The sequence below is a fragment of the Syntrophomonas curvata genome (assembly GCF_052976825.1).
Genome location: NZ_CM129641.1, coordinates 1,899,519 through 1,915,476, shown reverse-complemented (window position 1 = coordinate 1,915,476; position 15,958 = coordinate 1,899,519). Strand labels below are relative to the sequence as shown.

Here is a 15,958-nt window from a genome sequence, read left to right as displayed (position 1 = left end):
GAATTACGTATCTGTTGGATAATACACTTCTTGTATCTCTGTTTGGGGAAAGGCTTCGTTTATGGCTTCTGTAAAGCCTGTAAGGCCACCCCCCTGTGCCTCGGCAGAGCCCTTTGATTGGTTTGAATTGAGCCTCATGCTTACCGCTTTACCTCTGTACTATCTCTTAATACTTCCCACATGCCTTCATTTAGTAACCCTAATCTCCACAAGGCGATACCATTGAGATTGTAGCGCTTGGCTATCCCTATTTTAGTAGCGATGCTGGCATCAGTTTCGCTGGGGGCGGAAATGCCCAGTATTAATTTCTGAGCCGGGACTGAGGCGGCCGCCATTTTTACCGCCTGCTCTACCTGGTTTATGGGTTCGGGCTTAGAGCCGTAATCGTAGGCCATTATAATTATGCGGTCAGCGATCTTGCCCAAGGCCTGGTAGTCATAACCGGGATAAGCGCTGTTGGGGGCATGCAGGGTAAGAGTAAGCCGGCTGCCGCTTACCTTGAGTTCCTGGGAGAGCAGATTGATAAAGCTGGTAAATCGCTGCCGCACCTGTTTCAGCTGCTCCCCGCTGTCGTTGTAGCCCAGTCCCTCGAAATCAAGATTTACTCCGCGGTACTGCCGGGCTTCATCGCTTATAGCTTTAACTGCCCGGGACATAGCGTCGGGATTGCTGAGCAGATTCGAGATACTATTATCGGCATCAGTGACGTGGATCACCATTTCTGTTTGCAGGTTGTATTGCCGGGCCGCTTCCATTACTTTTTCCCACCCCTCCGGCTTTTGCCAGCCGGTTCTGCTTTGGGTGAGCAGATTCCCGTCTTGATCCAGGCTATACCATCCCAAGGCCAGTTCCGATAGGGCATCGGTATTACCGGGAGCCGAGGTAGGATAGGATTGCCCGAAGAGGTTGGTCCAACTGCTGGTTTCATTGTCACCCAGGGCATAAAAGCCTATTACCGTCATGGATTTAGAGGGCGAGATAATACTTACTTTTCTAAGCCCGGGGTTCCAATCGATCTGGCAATTGAAGGCTTCGCTGAAGAAGCGCAGAGGAATAAGGGTGCGTCCGGCCGTTATTTGTGGTGCCGCATCCAAAACGGTGGGAGTGTTGTTAAGATAGGCGGTTTGGTTGTCGACCTGCATGCGAACAGCATTTTTGCCGTCGCTGGCATTTACCGTACGGCTTTGATTATCCCATTCCACTGTTATGTTCATAGCTTCCGCTATCGCCCGGAAAGGAACCAGGGTGCGGTCGTTCTGAATCACCGGGCTGACATCAAGGTTTAAGGGCAAGCCGTCTATCAATACGGCGATGGTTTCCTGTCCTTGAACCGGAGCGGTCAAGGGTTGGCCGGCAATCAGGATAAATGCCAGGAACAGGGTGGAGAAGAGTCGTTTCATTATGTAAATACCTCCTGCCTTAGTTTTGCGTTGGATATGTGCATGCCTTGCGGTTGTTCTGTGTGGATGGGCTTGGGGAACCATATTTAGCATATCACGAATTGCCGGTTAAGGGGAGGGCTTTGACCTTTCTTGTGTTCTCTTCTTTTCTGACGTAAAATAGAACAGACTTTATGATTACCGAGGAGGTCTCCATGCGGTTTTGGTTGACAATGCTTCTGGTTTTAGTGATTGACCAATTGTCAAAACTATGGATAGTACATAGCTTTAATCCGGGGGAGAGCAGGGCAGTGTGGGATCAGGTCTTTTATCTGACTTATGTGCAGAACCAGGGAGCGGCTTTTGGCATGTTGCCGGGAAGGTCATGGTTATTCCTGATTGGCGCTCTGCTGGTTATTGTGGTTTTAATTATTTTTAACAGCAGATACCGCCAGCCGAATAGGATGCAGATTATTACCGGGCTTATTGTTGCCGGAGCCGTAGGCAACCTGCTGGATCGGGTGCGCCTGAATTATGTGGTGGATTTTTTTGACCTGGGCTGGTGGCCGGTATTCAATATTGCCGATATGGCTATTGTCTGCGGAGCCATATTGCTGGTTATAATGATGTTTCGTGATGAAAAAGGTGAGTTGATTGGCAGAGGTTGAGCTGATTATTGTTGAGGAAGAGATGGACGGGGAGCGGCTCGATGCTTTGGTAGCGGATCGGGTGGAGCAGCTGTCGCGTTCGGTGGTTAAGAATCTCATTGGTGAGGGTAAAGTGCTGGTGGACGGGGCTTCGCGCAAGGCCAGTTATCGCGTGCGCGAAGGTGAGGAAATCAGTGTCGAAATCCCGGAACCGCAGGTATTAAGAATCGAACCCCGGGACATCCCTCTGGAAATCATATACCAGGATGATGATCTGGCCGTCATAAATAAGCCCAAGGGACTGGTGGTGCATCCGGCGCACGGCAACTGGGACTATACCCTGGTAAATGCCCTTATGCACCATATCAGGGATTTGTCCGGCATAAACGGCCAGATCAGGCCTGGTATCGTGCATCGTCTGGACAAGGATACTTCCGGGGTAATGGTGGTGGCTAAGAATGATAGGGCCCACCGCAGCCTGGCTGAACAAATCAAGGAACACAGCATCAAAAGGGAGTACATTGCTTTAGTGCACGGTATGCTGAAAGAAAACCTGGGCACTATTGACGCACCCGTTGGCAGGAGCAGGACGGATCGCAAGAAGATGGCGGTAGTGGCCGACGGCCGGCCGGCTGTAAGTAGATATCAGGTGCTGGAACGTTTTAATAATTACAGCCTGGTAAAGGTTGAGCTTTTAACCGGCCGTACCCATCAGATCAGGGTGCATTTTGCCTACATCAAGCACCCGGTGGTGGGGGACCCCCTCTACGGTTCGGGAAAGAAGCATTTCCATCTGGATTCCCAGGCTCTGCATGCCCATCTGCTGGGTTTCATTCATCCCCGCAGCGGTGAGTATATGGAGTTTAGCACGCCGTTTCCCGAGTATTACAGCGAGATATTGGCTTACCTGCGTCAGCAGTCGAAAAGCTGTTAAAGCTTCAGGATCATATACAATATTTCTCCAACCGTTTACTTTTTGCAGGAATTAATAGTGCCGGGGTGTTTATGATAACGTGAAAACAGGCGCAATTTATAATATCCCGGCCTAATTTGTATACATTGAGTCCTGATTGACATCTCCCCTGAGATTGTTTAAAATCTACTGAGACCTTTAAGTTGGCCCCGAGAGGCTGGCAAGGATGAAACTTGACGTTTAGCCTGCTCTGGTTCGAAGGCCTGTGGCAGGCTTTTTTGCACCTGGTGTTAGGAGGATGGCTGTGCAGTTACGCGACAAGAATGTGATTATGGATGAGATGGCCATGAAGAGAGCCCTTACCCGCATAGCCCATGAGATTATCGAGAGAAATAAGGGTGTGGATAATGTCGCGGTAGTAGGCATCCGTCGGCGGGGAGGCCCTCTGGCCCAGAGACTGGCAGCCCGCATTCAGGAAATCGAGGGCGTAAACGTTCCCGTAGGCATACTTGACATTACCCTTTACCGGGACGATCTGACCACCCTCTCATCCCAGCCCCAGGTCCGCCGCACAGAAGTGGATTTTGATGTCAGCGGTATGAATGTAGTCCTGGTCGATGATGTTTTATACACCGGCCGCACTATACGAGCGGCCCTGGATGCGCTAATAGACCTGGGACGGCCGAAGTCAATTCAACTGGCTGTACTTATAGATAGAGGGCACCGGGAGTTGCCCATCAAGGCCGATTTTATCGGCAAGAATGTACCCACCTCACGTCAGGAAGTAATATCGGTCCAGGTTAAGGAGATTGATACCAAGGACGAGGTGGTCATACAAGAGATAATAGATACCTGATAGCAACCCTTTAATCCGGTCCCGTGAGGCTGGCAAGGGATAAGCTACCTGAAGCAGGCACGCCTTCCTTGCTGGATGCAAGGAAGGCTTTTTTAGTTTTAGTTTGAATCAGGGGGAGGCTTTATAGTGGGATTTGAACAAAAGAAGGATTTGCTGGGACTGCGGGAATTGAGCCGGGAAGATATTGAGCTCATCCTGGGTACGGCAATGCCCATGAAGGACATTATTAAGCGTGATATCAAGAAGGTTCCCACTCTGCGCGGAAAGGCCATGGTTACTGTTTTCTATGAGCCCAGTACTCGAACCCGCACCTCTTTTGAGATAGCCGGGAAATATCTCAGCGCCGATACGGTTAATCTGGCGGTAACTACCAGCAGTGTACAAAAAGGCGAAAGCCTGCGGGACACTATCAAGACCATCGAGGTTATGGGCTTTGACCTGATGGTGATGCGCCACGCTATGAGCGGCACTCCTCATTATGTAGCCCGCAATACCCGCATGAGAGTGATAAATGCCGGCGATGGGGCTAATGAGCATCCTACCCAGGCTCTGTTGGACATGTTCAGCATCAAGGAGAAAAAGGGCACCCTGGATAACCTGAAGGTTGCCATAGTGGGAGACATACTGCATAGCCGGGTGGCCCGTTCCAACATATATGGGCTCAGTAAATTTGGCTGCGAGGTACGGGTAGTGGGGCCGTCAACTCTGATACCGCCCGAGATAGAGAAAATGGGAGTAAAAAGCTATTACAGCCTGGATGAAGCTTTGCAAGGTGTGGATGTGATAAATGTGCTGCGTATTCAGAGAGAACGCCAGCAAGTCGGACTTTTTCCCTCTTTGGACGAATATGCCAACCTGTACATGCTGACTCCCCGGCATCTTTTGCGCGCCCGGGATGATGTTGTGGTGCTGCATCCCGGCCCTATGAACCGGGGCGTGGAGATTTCCAGCGATATAGCCGATGGTAATACGGCGGTCATAAATGAGCAGGTTACCAATGGGGTTGCGGTACGCATGGCGCTTCTGTTCTTGATGATGGGAGGTTCAAAAGATGAGATTGCTGATTAAGGGGGGCAGGGTGATAGACCCGGCCAACGGCCTGAATGCCGTTACGGATATCCTGGTGGAAGAGGGCCGGATTGCAGCGGCGGAAAAGGGGCTGGCTGACAGCGAAGCCCAGGTTATAAACGCCAAGAACAAGCTGGTTTGTCCGGGCTTTATTGATATGCACGTACATCTGCGGGAACCGGGCCAGGAGTACAAAGAGGATATAACCTCGGGTTCAAAGGCTGCCGCCGCCGGTGGTTTTACCACCGTCTGCTGCATGCCCAACACCGAGCCTGCCATCGATAATGCGGCCGTAGCCAGCTTTATTCGAGAAAGGGCCCGAAAGACCGGCCTGGTCAATGTTTTCCCCATCGGTGCTGTTACCCGGGGCCGGGAGGGCAATGAATTGAGCGAGATGGCCGAGCTGGTTGCAGCCGGATGTGTGGCGGTTTCCGACGATGGCAGGCCGGTCATGCGGGCGGATGTCATGCGTAATGCCCTGGAGTATGCCAAGATGTTCGGACTGCCGGTTCTGGCCCACAGTGAAGACTTGAACCTGTCAAGGGAAGGACAGATGCATGAAGGCTATTATTCCATAGTATACGGTCTTAAAGGGATACCTGCCGCTGCGGAGGAGGTCATGATCGCGCGCGATATAATGCTTGCCGATTTGACCGGCGGGCATCTGCATATCTGTCATATATCCACCCGGGGAGCGGTGGAACTGATCCGGGAAGCAAAGGAAAAGGGCATCGGGGTTACCTGTGAGGTTACTCCCCACCATCTGATCTTAAGTGACGAGGCGGTGGGCGGTTATGATGCCGATACCAAGGTGAGCCCGCCCCTGCGCTCGGAGGAGCATATTATGGCCTTAAGGGAGGCCCTGCAGGAAGGGGTTATTGACTGTATCGCCACTGATCACGCTCCCCACCACCGGGAGAGCAAGGATTGTGAATATGCCTTGGCTGCTCCCGGCATATCCGGACTGGAGACAGCGGTAGCTTTGATAATGGATAAACTGGTTGGGCCGGGAATACTTGATATAGAGCAGATGGTACGCCTGTATACCACCGGACCGGCGGAAATACTGGGGCTTGACCGGGGTACCTTGAGTCCGGGCAAGGTTGCGGACATAACCATTCTCGACCCCAGGGCGGTTAAGACGGTTGAACCAAATAAATTCTACAGCAAGGGCAAAAATACTCCGTTTAAAGGGATGCAGCTTAAAGGATGGCCCTGGATGACTATTCGGGGAGGGACGGTTGTAGCCCGCGAAGGCGAAATTTTTGGTAATACACCTTAGGAGATGATGGCAATGAGAGGCTATTTAGTTCTTGAAAACGGCAGGGTGTTTGGCGGCAAATTGCTGAACGACTGCCGCATGGCGAGCGGGGAAGTGGTCTTCAGCACCGCGATGATAAGCTACCAGGATATTATCACCGATCCTTCATATTATGGCCAGATAGTGGTAATGACCTATCCCCTGGTGGGAAATGTGGGATTCAATGAGAAAAGTTTTGCTTCCCAGACGGCTGCGGTTAAGGGCCTGGTACTGCGGGAAGCGACTGATTTTCCCAGTCATTATGAAATGGAATTTGACCTTATAACCTTCCTGAATAAGAGCGAGATTGCAGTGCTTACCGAAGTTGATACCCGGGCTCTGACCAGGGTTATACGTAATGAGGGAGCTATGGGGGGAGTTATTACCGATTGCTTGGATAAAAAGAAATGGCTGGTGAAAAAGGCACAAATGGCTGCAGAGGAATTGAAGGGTGATCTGGTTCGCTATGTGACCCGTCGCAATATCATGAAATTCGGCCGGGGCGGTAAAAAGGTGGTCATGATAGATTTGGGCACCAAAAGGGGGGTAATCGATTCCCTGGTCAGAAGAGGGTGTGAGGTTATGGCAGTGCCGGCTAAAGCAACGGCAGAAGAGATTCTGTATCTGAAGCCGGACGGAGTCCTGATCTCCGATGGTCCCGGAGATCCCCAGGCGATCCCTTACGCGGTGGAGACCTGCCGCTCCTTGCTGGACAAGAAACCGGTTTTCGGCATCGGGCTGGGCCATCAGGTAATTGCCCTGGCTCTGGGGGCCCGTGTTGACCGGCTGGACTTCGGGCATCGGGGAACCAATCATCCGGTCCGCCATTTTGATAACCGCCGGATATATATCACTACCCAGAACCACGGTTTCAGCATAGATGAAGCTTCGCTTGACAGTAATCTGGTTCAGATTACCATGAGAAGCCTTAATGACAATAGCATTGAAGGTATCAGACATCGTGAACTGCCGGTGTTTTCAGTGCAGTTTGACCCGGAAGGCTATCCCGGTTACAGTGAAACCGGATTTTTCCTCGATGATTTCGTGAATATGCTGCCATAAGGGTGTTCATATTAGCCGGATAAGAACAGGCCGGTTTAGAATTGAGTGCGTTACGGAGGAGATATTATGCCGTTGAACACGAGTTTGAAGAAGGTACTGGTTATCGGGTCGGGCCCGATTATCATCGGCCAGGCGGCTGAGTTTGATTATGCGGGTACCCAGGCCTGCCGGGCCATTAAGGATGAAGGCATTGAAGTAGTACTGCTGAACAGCAACCCGGCGACCATCATGACTGATATTAACATAGCCGACCATGTTTATATGGAACCGATAACGGTTGATGTGGTAAGAAAGATACTGGCCAGGGAAAAGCCGGATGGGATTATCGCCAACCTGGGCGGCCAGGTTGGGCTCAATATGGCCCTGGCCCTTAATCGGGAGGGAGTCTTGCAGGAAACCGGGATACCGGTGCTGGGCATGCCCCTGGAAGCTATTCACAAGGCTGAAGACCGGGAGGCTTTTAAAACCACCATGCAGCAATTGGGGCAGCCTATTCCAGAAAGCGATATAGTTCATTCGGTGGATGAAGCCCTGCGCTTTGCCGCTCAGGTGGGCTATCCCCTGATTGTAAGACCGGCCTATACCCTGGGTGGTACCGGCGGCGGCAATGCCGGCAGCGAAGAAGAACTGATAAGAATTGTTACCAAGGGCCTGAAGAGCAGCCCCATAAGGCAGGCCTTGATTGAGAGAAGTGTGGCGGGATACAAGGAAATAGAATTCGAGGTTATGCGTGACGCCAGTGACAATTGTATAACCATATGCAGCATGGAGAATATCGACCCGGTCGGCATTCATACCGGGGACAGCATAGTGGTGGCGCCGGCCCAAACCTTGACCGATGAGGAGTACCAGATGCTGCGTTCGGCTTCGATCAAGATTATCAGGGCTTTAAAGATTGCCGGGGGCTGTAATGTCCAGTTTGCCCTGGACCCTTTCAGCAAGAAGTACTATGTAATAGAAGTAAACCCGCGGGTAAGCCGCTCCAGCGCTCTGGCCTCCAAGGCCACCGGCTATCCTATCGCCAAGGTTACCACCAAGATTGCCCTGGGCTACGATCTGGACGAAATCCCCAATGCGGTCACCGGCAAAACCACGGCCTGCTTTGAGCCGGCTATTGATTATGTGGTGCTTAAGGTTCCGCGCTGGCCTTTTGACAAATTTGTTTTCGGGGATCGCCGCCTGGGGACCCAGATGAAGGCTACCGGCGAAGTAATGGCTATTGACCGCAGCTTTGAAGCGGCGTTTTTAAAATCGATCCGCTCTCTGGAGATTGGCCTTTTGGGATTGCGCTTGCCGGAATTATTGAGCTGCAGTGACCGGTCCCTGCGCGAACGCCTCAAGGAAGCTGATGACGAACGCATTTTTATAGTGGCCGAAGCCTTCAGCAGAGGCTTCTCCATTGAGGAGATATGGGATATTACCCGTATTGACCGCTATTTCCTGAAGAAAATCAAAAATATTATCGACTTTTCTTTAAGCCTTAAGTCCCGGGAACTGAACGGAGAAACATTGAAGGAAGCCAAAAAACTGGGATTTTCGGATAGCGAGATTGCTGTCATCAGAGGCTTAAAAGAGCAGGACATCCGCGAGCTCAGAAAAGACATGGGGATATTGCCGACCTACAAGCTGGTGGATACCTGTGCCGCTGAGTTTGATGCGGATACCCCGTATTTTTACTCCTGCTACGAAGAAGAGAATGAAGCGATGCATGACCCGCTGGCCCGCAAGGCCCTGGTTATCGGTTCAGGCCCGATCCGCATCGGCCAGGGAGTAGAGTTTGATTACTGTTCCGTTCACTGTGTTTGGGCACTTCGGGACGCAGGGATAAAAGCTATTATCGTAAACAATAATCCCGAAACCGTCAGCACTGACTTTGATACCTCCGATCGCCTCTATTTTGAGCCTCTGGTTTATGAAGATGTTATGAACATTATCGAAGAGGAGCAGCCGGAAGGGGTAATCGTCCAGTTTGGCGGGCAGACGGCCATAAATCTGGCCAACCCTTTAAATAAAGCGGGAGTCAATATTGTGGGAACTTCCAACGATAGTATCGACCAGGCCGAAGACCGGGAGCGTTTTGACTCCATGGTGGAGAAGCTTGGCATACCTCGCCCGCCGGGAAAGAGCGTATTTTCGGTTGAGGATGCGGTTGCCGCCGCTGCCGGTATCGGCTATCCGGTACTGGTGCGTCCCTCCTACGTGCTGGGAGGCCGGGCCATGGAGATTGTTTACAACGAGGAAGAAATCAGGCAATATATGAAGATGGCAGTCAAGATCAACCGGGACCACCCGGTGCTGGTGGATAAATACCTGCTGGGCAAGGAGATTGAAGTGGATGCCGTCTGTGATGGTCACGAGGTGCTGATACCTGGTATCATGCAGCACATCGAGAGGGCGGGGGTACACTCGGGAGACAGTATGGCAGTCTTCCCGGCCTATGATTTGAGCCGGACGATAAGGGATAAGGTTATCGACTATACCACCAGGCTGGCGCTGAAGCTGAAGGTTAAGGGATTAATAAATATCCAGTTTGTAGAATATGATAACGAGCTCTATGTGATAGAAGTAAACCCCCGCTCCAGCCGCACCATACCCTTTATCAGCAAGGTCACCGGTATCCCGATGGTTAAGCTGGCAACAGAAATAATATTAGGCCACAGTCTGGCCGATCATGGCTACCGGGGCGGTCTGCAGCCCCAGCCTGATTATTATGCGGTCAAGGTGCCGGTGTTCTCGTTTAACAAATTGGAACAGGTGGACATTACCCTGGGGCCGGAAATGAAATCCACCGGTGAAGTCATGGGTATTGACCGGTCTTTGAAAACCGCCCTCTATAAAGGACTTCTGGCAGCAGGGGTAGAAGTACCGGTAGAGGGTACCATCGTGGCAACTATTGCCGATAAGGACAAAGAAGAAGCCATACCCATTTTGAAGGCATTTGCCGGTATGGGATTTAAGCTGCTGGCAACGGAAGGAACTGCAGCCGCCCTCAGTAAGGCCGGGGTAGAAGTAGAGAGGGTAAACAAGTTCAAGGAAGGACACCCCAATATTGTTGACCTGATTCGCGACGGCAAGGTGGACTTTGTAGTCAACACCCTGACTCATGGCCGCAAACCCTTCAGTGATGGTTTTCATATCCGCCGGGCGGCGGTAGAGTTAAACGTACCTTGCCTGACTTCACTGGATACCTTGAAGGTTATGCAGGAAGTGATCCGGGAAGGGGAGCACATGGCTGCTATGGAGGTTAAATCTCTGCAGGACTACCTGGCAGAGTTCAAGGCCGCCAGATAAGTATGAATAGATTCAAGATCGGAGGATACTCATGCCTTTTGTAGAAAACGGACTGGTTGTGAGGCACATTCAGGTAAGCCGCAGTATGTACGAACTGGAGTTTATCGCACCTGCCATTGCACCGGATTGTGTACCGGGCCAATTTGTTCATATCCGCTCGGCGCTGGATAATAATCCGCTTTTGCGCAGACCGCTAAGTCTCTATGATGTGGATAAAAAGCTGGGCAGCATTACTCTGCTTTATAAAGTGGTTGGTAAAGGGACGAGTCTTTTGACCCGGATCCGCCCCAAGGAATATGTGGATGCCATGGGGCCTCTGGGACGCGGTTTTTCCCTGCTCTCTCCCCGTAGAACCGCTTTGCTGGTCGGGGGAGGGGTGGGTATAGCTCCTTTGGTTTACCTGGCCCGGGTTCTGCAGCAGCAGGGATCCAAGGTCAAGGTTATCCATGGGGTCGAGAGTCGCAGGGAACTGGTGGCTCTGGGAAAACTACGGGAAATCGGAGTCGAGTTTCTGCCTTCTACCATGGACGGCAGTGCCGGCTACAAGGGACTGGTTACCGATTTGCTGCTGAAAAAGGTCAACCCGGCTGATATTGATTTTGTTTACTGCTGCGGCCCGGAAAAAATGATGGCCCGGGTGAGCGAGATTGCCCGGCAGAATGGCATCGCCGGCGAAGTTTCGCTGGAGGAGTATATGGCCTGCGGGGTCGGCGCCTGCCTGGGCTGTGCCCGCAAGCTGAAAAGCAGTGATGCCCAGTATAAGAAGATATGCAAAGACGGGCCGGTCTTCGGGATGGAAGAAATTGAGTTTTAAAAAGCAAAAGAATGACCCCCGAGGCCATTCTTTTGTACGGTAAATTGCCTTAAATTTTTGCCAACATTATCAGTATAAACTACACTTTTTAACCCAGGGTTAGGGTTGTGTAAAGTTTTAGTTAAATCTAATGGAGGGGTTCTTTTGCGTAAGGAAGTGTTTATTCCTGATGAGGAACTGGATTTGTCGGTCAACCTGGGGGGCATCATGATGAAGAACCCGGTAGCGGTAGCTTCCGGCACTTTTGGCTACGGCAGCGAGTACGAGGGGTTTATTGATATAGCGGATATTGGTGCGGTTATCGTTAAGGGCACTACTTTGGAACCGCGCTGCGGCAATCTTCCGCCCCGCATATTTGAGACTCCCGCCGGAATGTTAAATGCCATCGGTCTGGAGAATCCCGGGGTAGAGGTTTTCCTGCAAGAATACCTGCCTTGTCTGCGGGATCTGGGAGTTACGGTTATTGCCAATATCGCCGGCAATACTATGGAAGAATACGCTCGTATGGCGGCGATGTTGGAGGGCAGCCAGGGGATAGCAGGTGTGGAAATGAATATTTCCTGTCCCAATGTGAAAGAGGGAGGACTGCAGTTTGGGGTAGATCCGGATATGGTTTATCAGGTGGTAAAAGCGGTCAAAGAAGAGACTTCCATTCCGGTTATGCCCAAGCTTTCGCCTAATGTAAGTGATATAGTGGCCATAGCCCAGGCCGCAGAAGCCGGAGGTGCCGACGTTCTGTCCATGATTAACACCTTGATGGGGATGGCCGTGGATGTAGAGAGAAGGAAACCGGTTCTGGGCAACATCTTCGGAGGTCTGTCGGGCCCGGCTATCAAGCCGGTCGCCCTGCGCATGATTTACCAGGTCTATAAGGCAGTTAAGCTGCCTATTCTGGGCGGAGGCGGAATAATGAATTATATAGATGCCCTGGAGTTCATTATGGTTGGGGCATCGGCGGTGTCAATCGGCACCGGCAATTTTGTTAACCCCTGCCTGGCCCGTGATTTGGTTCAGGATTTAAAAAGATATTTTATTGAACACAATATAAAAAGTATTGATGAACTGCGTGGAGCCGCGGCTCAATAATTGACAGTTGATTTTTTACCATATTAAGGACTAATATTGTTTTATGCGGCTTTTATAATCAATGCTAGGAGGAGGAAGAATAATTGCAGGCAAAGGATCGTATTATTCTGGCTCTGGACGTGGATAGCGAAGCCGAAGCGCTGGGATTTGTGCGTGAACTGACTCCCTATGTCGGCGCCTTCAAGGTGGGCATGCAGCTTTTTAACAGCAGTGGTCCTTCTATCGTAAGCAAAATTAATGACCTGGGAGGCAGGGTATTTGTTGACCTGAAGTTTCACGACATTCCCAACACGGTAGCGGCGGCCGGGCGGGTTATGACCAGGTTGAACTGCTATATGTTCAATGTCCATGCCGCTGGCGGCAGGGCAATGCTTGAAAGTGTCGCCGGCAGTGTGCAAGACGAAGCAGAACGCCTGGGCAGTCAAGCCCCTATTTTGCTGGCGGTTACAGTACTTACCAGCATTGGTCAGCAGGAACTGGAAGAGGAAATGTTCATTTCCGGGTCAAAAATTGAAGAAGTAGTAGTAAAATGGGCGCTTATGGCTAAGAATGCCGGAATTAATGGCGTGGTCTGTTCGCCCCGGGAAATAGAGGCCATAAGAGCCGCCTGCGGCAGTGATTTTAAGATTGTTACTCCCGGAATTCGTCCCGCTTGGTCGGAAAAGAACGACCAGGTAAGGGTAACCACCCCTGCTGACGCCCTTAGAATGGGGGCGGATTATATGGTGATCGGCCGACCTATCCTGAAGGCTGCTGATCCAATTGAGGCGGCTCAGATGATAATCGAAGAAATGGAGGCGTTATAATTTGCTTAAACCTGAAGAAGTGGTAAAAGTATTCTATGATTCGGGCGCTTTGATGGAAGGTCATTTTCTCCTTACTTCCGGCCTGCATAGCGACCAGTATATGCAGTGCGCCAAGGTATTGCAGTATCCCCGGTATACGGAAAAACTGGCCCGGGAGATGGCGGATAAATTCCGCGATGATAATATAGAACTGGTTATCGGCCCCGCCATGGGCGGAATAATTGTTGCTTATGAAGTAGCCCGGCAGCTTGATGTACCGGCCATATTTACCGAAAGACTGGACGGGGAAATGGTATTGAGAAGAGGCTTTCTGATGGATGCAGGACAGCGGGTTTTGGTGGTTGAGGATGTAGTGACCACCGGTGGTTCGGTCAGGGAAGTAATGAATGTGGTGGAGAAATTCGGCGCCCAGGTGGTAGGGGTCGGCGTACTGGTGGATAGAAGCAACGGTACGGTGGATTTTGGGGTGAAGCAGGAAGCGGTTCTGACCATGGATATTCGTGCCTGGGCAGCCGACGATTGCCCCCTTTGCGCTCGGGGCAAACTTCCGGTAGTCAAGCCTGGCAGCCGCGGTTAGGAGAGGGGTATGGCGTTGCGGGTCTTTCTGAATGGACAGGAGATGCAATTTGCCGAGGGCGGTTATGAATATGTTTTTTTAAAACCCTATACGCGTCACCGGCATGAAGTTATTAAACGGGAAAACGGGGAACTGACCATTCAACTATATGATAACGGGGTGCAGATCCGCACTCTGGTGACCCGGGAAGAAGCCGCCACCCTGATTAACCGGGATATTGCCATAGATACGGTAAACCACAAGGTTTACATATTGGAAAGCGACACTAAAGTCCGGAAAAACCCGGACGGTTCAGTAGAAATCCTATAGCGCCTGAGGGGTTATGGCCATGCCTTAAAAGAAGCAGCCATAACCCCTTCCTTTATTCAATTTTGGCCTCTCCCGGATTGGCCATGACGGTCCAGTAATTGTCGTAAATGACCATACCCGGTTTGGCGCCGGAGGGTTTGCGTACATGGGCCCGGAAGGTGTAATCAACCGCTACCTTGCTTGAGTTCTGGGCCTTGCTGAAATAGGCGGCCAGATTGGCGGCTTCCTCCAGGGTGCGGTCGGGGACCTGGCTTATGGATGAACAGGTTGAAGGCAATTTAACGATAACGTGGGTTCCCGGTATAGCTTGAGCATGCAGCCACAGGTCGTTTCCCCGGGCTTGTTTTAAGGTCAGGTTATCGTTCTGGCGGTTGTTTCTCCCCACCATAATCTCCAGGCCGTCGGAAGACATATATAGACGGGGCTCGCTGCGATACGGGCGCGTCTTGTCGCGGGACGGCTGCTTGATATAATTTTCCCTGGTCAGCTCCTCCAGCACCTCGTCCAATTCCATGGTACTTTCGGCCTCTCTTATTGCTACCAGAACCGATTCCAGGTAGTCGATTTCCTGCTGGTTCCTGGTCATCAAATCCTCCAGGTGCTTTAGGGCGGAGCGGCTTTTATTGTAGATCTTGAAATATCTCTGGGCATTCTGGATGGGGGTGTAGCGCGGATCCAGCTCTATAGCGACGGGTTCTCCGCTATAGAAATCTGCCAATACCGCTTTTTTATCTCCTTTTTTGAACTGGTAGGCATAAGAGGTCAGAAGTTCACCCCAGGTTTTGTACTTTTCGTTGTCATGGGCCCGGTTCAAGTCACCTTCCTGAAGCAACCTTTTACGATAAGCGCGGTCAAGATAAGATTTAATGATGCGGTTGATATTAGCCTTGCTGGATTCAAGCCGAATGGTATCCAGGCGTTGCTGGTAATAGGCGTCAACTCCATTATTAACCGACGGGTAAACCATGGTGCTGGGGTGGGCTGGCGGCAGGAAGGGCAGAGCTATTATAAATTCCCAGGGCTGCTGCTTCTTAAGGAGTATCCCTACTTCAGCCTGACCGCTGTCTACGGCATCAAGAATACGTTCGATCTGCTTGAAAACGGTGCTGAATTCATATTCTCCGCATTCTTCCACCGGCATATCGGGATTAATACCGCCAGTCATGCATAGCTCCCGGGCGGTAAAGGGGCTGATACCGCTGAGAACACTGAATAAGCAAGATGACAGGGAAGATTCGTTATCCTGCTGCCACATGCGCTGTACATATTCATCGTAGGAACAGATAAGCGGGTTGAGCTTGCCTTGGTCGGGCGGGCTGACATAGGTTTTGCCGGGCAAGACTTCCCGGTATGAACTAAGGTCGCTGCCGTATTTTTTAATGGCGTCAAGGATAACATTGTTTTCAGGATTGACCAGGATTATGTTGGAATGACGCCCCATAAACTCGCAGATTAAAACCCGGGTCTTCCATTCCCGAAAGTCATCCAGAGCTTCGATATATATATGTACTATGCGCTCAAAATCAAGCTGCTTGATTGCTTTGATTTTTCCGCCCTCCAGGTATTTGCGCAGCAGCATGCAAAAGGCCGGAGGGTGAGTGGGATTAGCTTTTTTCCGCTCACAGGTATGCATGCGGGCCCAGCGGGCATTGGCGGATATCAGCAAACGCAGGGCTTTACTGCCCGGAGCCCGTATGGAAAACATTATCTCGTCCTTTTCCGGTTGATATACCTTGTCTATGCGGGCGTCAGACAACTCGTGGTTTAATTCCTGGCATACGGCCCGGATAGCAAATCCGTCAAAAGGCATAAACGCACCTCCCTGAAAACGGCCCTGAAAGAGTAACAGC

General features: G+C 51.2%; 14 protein-coding genes. 12 read left to right on the top strand and 2 right to left on the bottom strand.

Features of this window, described 5'->3' with window-relative positions; all coding sequences use genetic code 11:
- Positions 1-140 precede the first annotated feature (140 nt).
- Positions 141-1,400: a stalk domain-containing protein gene (locus tag ACU70B_RS08535; RefSeq protein WP_447183145.1), complete on the bottom strand. Its 1,260-nt coding sequence runs from the start codon at positions 1,398-1,400 to the stop codon at positions 141-143.
- 194 nt (positions 1,401-1,594) lie between these two features.
- Here ACU70B_RS08535 and lspA point away from each other — a divergent pair, with 194 nt between their 5' ends.
- From lspA to ACU70B_RS08475, 12 genes are all read left to right on the top strand, one after another.
- A complete protein-coding gene (lspA, locus tag ACU70B_RS08530; protein WP_447183144.1) occupies positions 1,595-2,047 on the top strand; it encodes a signal peptidase II in 453 nt (150 codons plus the stop codon).
- A gap of 22 nt (positions 2,048-2,069) precedes the next feature.
- A complete protein-coding gene (locus ACU70B_RS08525; protein ID WP_447185735.1) occupies positions 2,070-2,960 on the top strand; it encodes an RluA family pseudouridine synthase in 891 nt (296 codons plus the stop codon).
- A 283-nt stretch (positions 2,961-3,243) separates the two neighbouring features.
- Complete coding sequence (gene pyrR / locus ACU70B_RS08520) at positions 3,244-3,795, top strand: bifunctional pyr operon transcriptional regulator/uracil phosphoribosyltransferase PyrR (protein ID WP_447183143.1); 552 nt, start codon at positions 3,244-3,246, stop codon at positions 3,793-3,795.
- A 126-nt stretch (positions 3,796-3,921) separates the two neighbouring features.
- A complete protein-coding gene (locus ACU70B_RS08515) occupies positions 3,922-4,863 on the top strand; it encodes an aspartate carbamoyltransferase catalytic subunit (protein WP_447183142.1) in 942 nt (313 codons plus the stop codon).
- On the top strand, positions 4,847-6,145 hold the full coding sequence (locus ACU70B_RS08510; RefSeq protein WP_447183141.1) for a dihydroorotase: 1,299 nt from the start codon (positions 4,847-4,849) through the stop codon (positions 6,143-6,145). The genes ACU70B_RS08515 and ACU70B_RS08510 overlap by 17 nt, the downstream gene beginning before the upstream one ends.
- A gap of 12 nt (positions 6,146-6,157) precedes the next feature.
- Positions 6,158-7,225 carry a glutamine-hydrolyzing carbamoyl-phosphate synthase small subunit gene (gene carA / locus ACU70B_RS08505; RefSeq protein ID WP_447183140.1) on the top strand — a complete coding sequence of 356 codons (1,068 nt, stop codon included), beginning with the start codon at positions 6,158-6,160 and terminating at the stop codon, positions 7,223-7,225.
- A 66-nt stretch (positions 7,226-7,291) separates the two neighbouring features.
- Positions 7,292-10,516: a carbamoyl-phosphate synthase large subunit gene (gene carB, locus ACU70B_RS08500; RefSeq protein WP_447183139.1), complete on the top strand. Its 3,225-nt coding sequence runs from the start codon at positions 7,292-7,294 to the stop codon at positions 10,514-10,516.
- A 31-nt stretch (positions 10,517-10,547) separates the two neighbouring features.
- Entirely contained in the window at positions 10,548-11,330 is a 783-nt protein-coding gene (locus tag ACU70B_RS08495; RefSeq protein WP_447183138.1) for a dihydroorotate dehydrogenase electron transfer subunit, read from the top strand.
- 144 nt (positions 11,331-11,474) lie between these two features.
- Entirely contained in the window at positions 11,475-12,416 is a 942-nt protein-coding gene (locus tag ACU70B_RS08490) for a dihydroorotate dehydrogenase (protein WP_447183137.1), read from the top strand.
- 83 nt (positions 12,417-12,499) lie between these two features.
- The gene (gene pyrF / locus ACU70B_RS08485; RefSeq protein ID WP_447183136.1) at positions 12,500-13,222 is read left to right on the top strand and encodes an orotidine-5'-phosphate decarboxylase; all 723 of its coding nucleotides are present in this window, start codon (positions 12,500-12,502) and stop codon (positions 13,220-13,222) included.
- Between the two features lies 1 nt (position 13,223).
- Positions 13,224-13,799, top strand: coding sequence for an orotate phosphoribosyltransferase (gene pyrE, locus ACU70B_RS08480; protein ID WP_447183135.1), 576 nt, complete (start codon positions 13,224-13,226; stop codon positions 13,797-13,799).
- A gap of 9 nt (positions 13,800-13,808) precedes the next feature.
- Positions 13,809-14,108, top strand: coding sequence for a hypothetical protein (locus ACU70B_RS08475; protein WP_447183134.1), 300 nt, complete (start codon positions 13,809-13,811; stop codon positions 14,106-14,108).
- A 52-nt stretch (positions 14,109-14,160) separates the two neighbouring features.
- Here ACU70B_RS08475 and ACU70B_RS08470 read toward each other — a convergent pair whose 3' ends face one another.
- A complete protein-coding gene (locus tag ACU70B_RS08470; RefSeq protein ID WP_447183133.1) occupies positions 14,161-15,918 on the bottom strand; it encodes an Rqc2 family fibronectin-binding protein in 1,758 nt (585 codons plus the stop codon).
- Positions 15,919-15,958 lie beyond the last annotated feature (40 nt).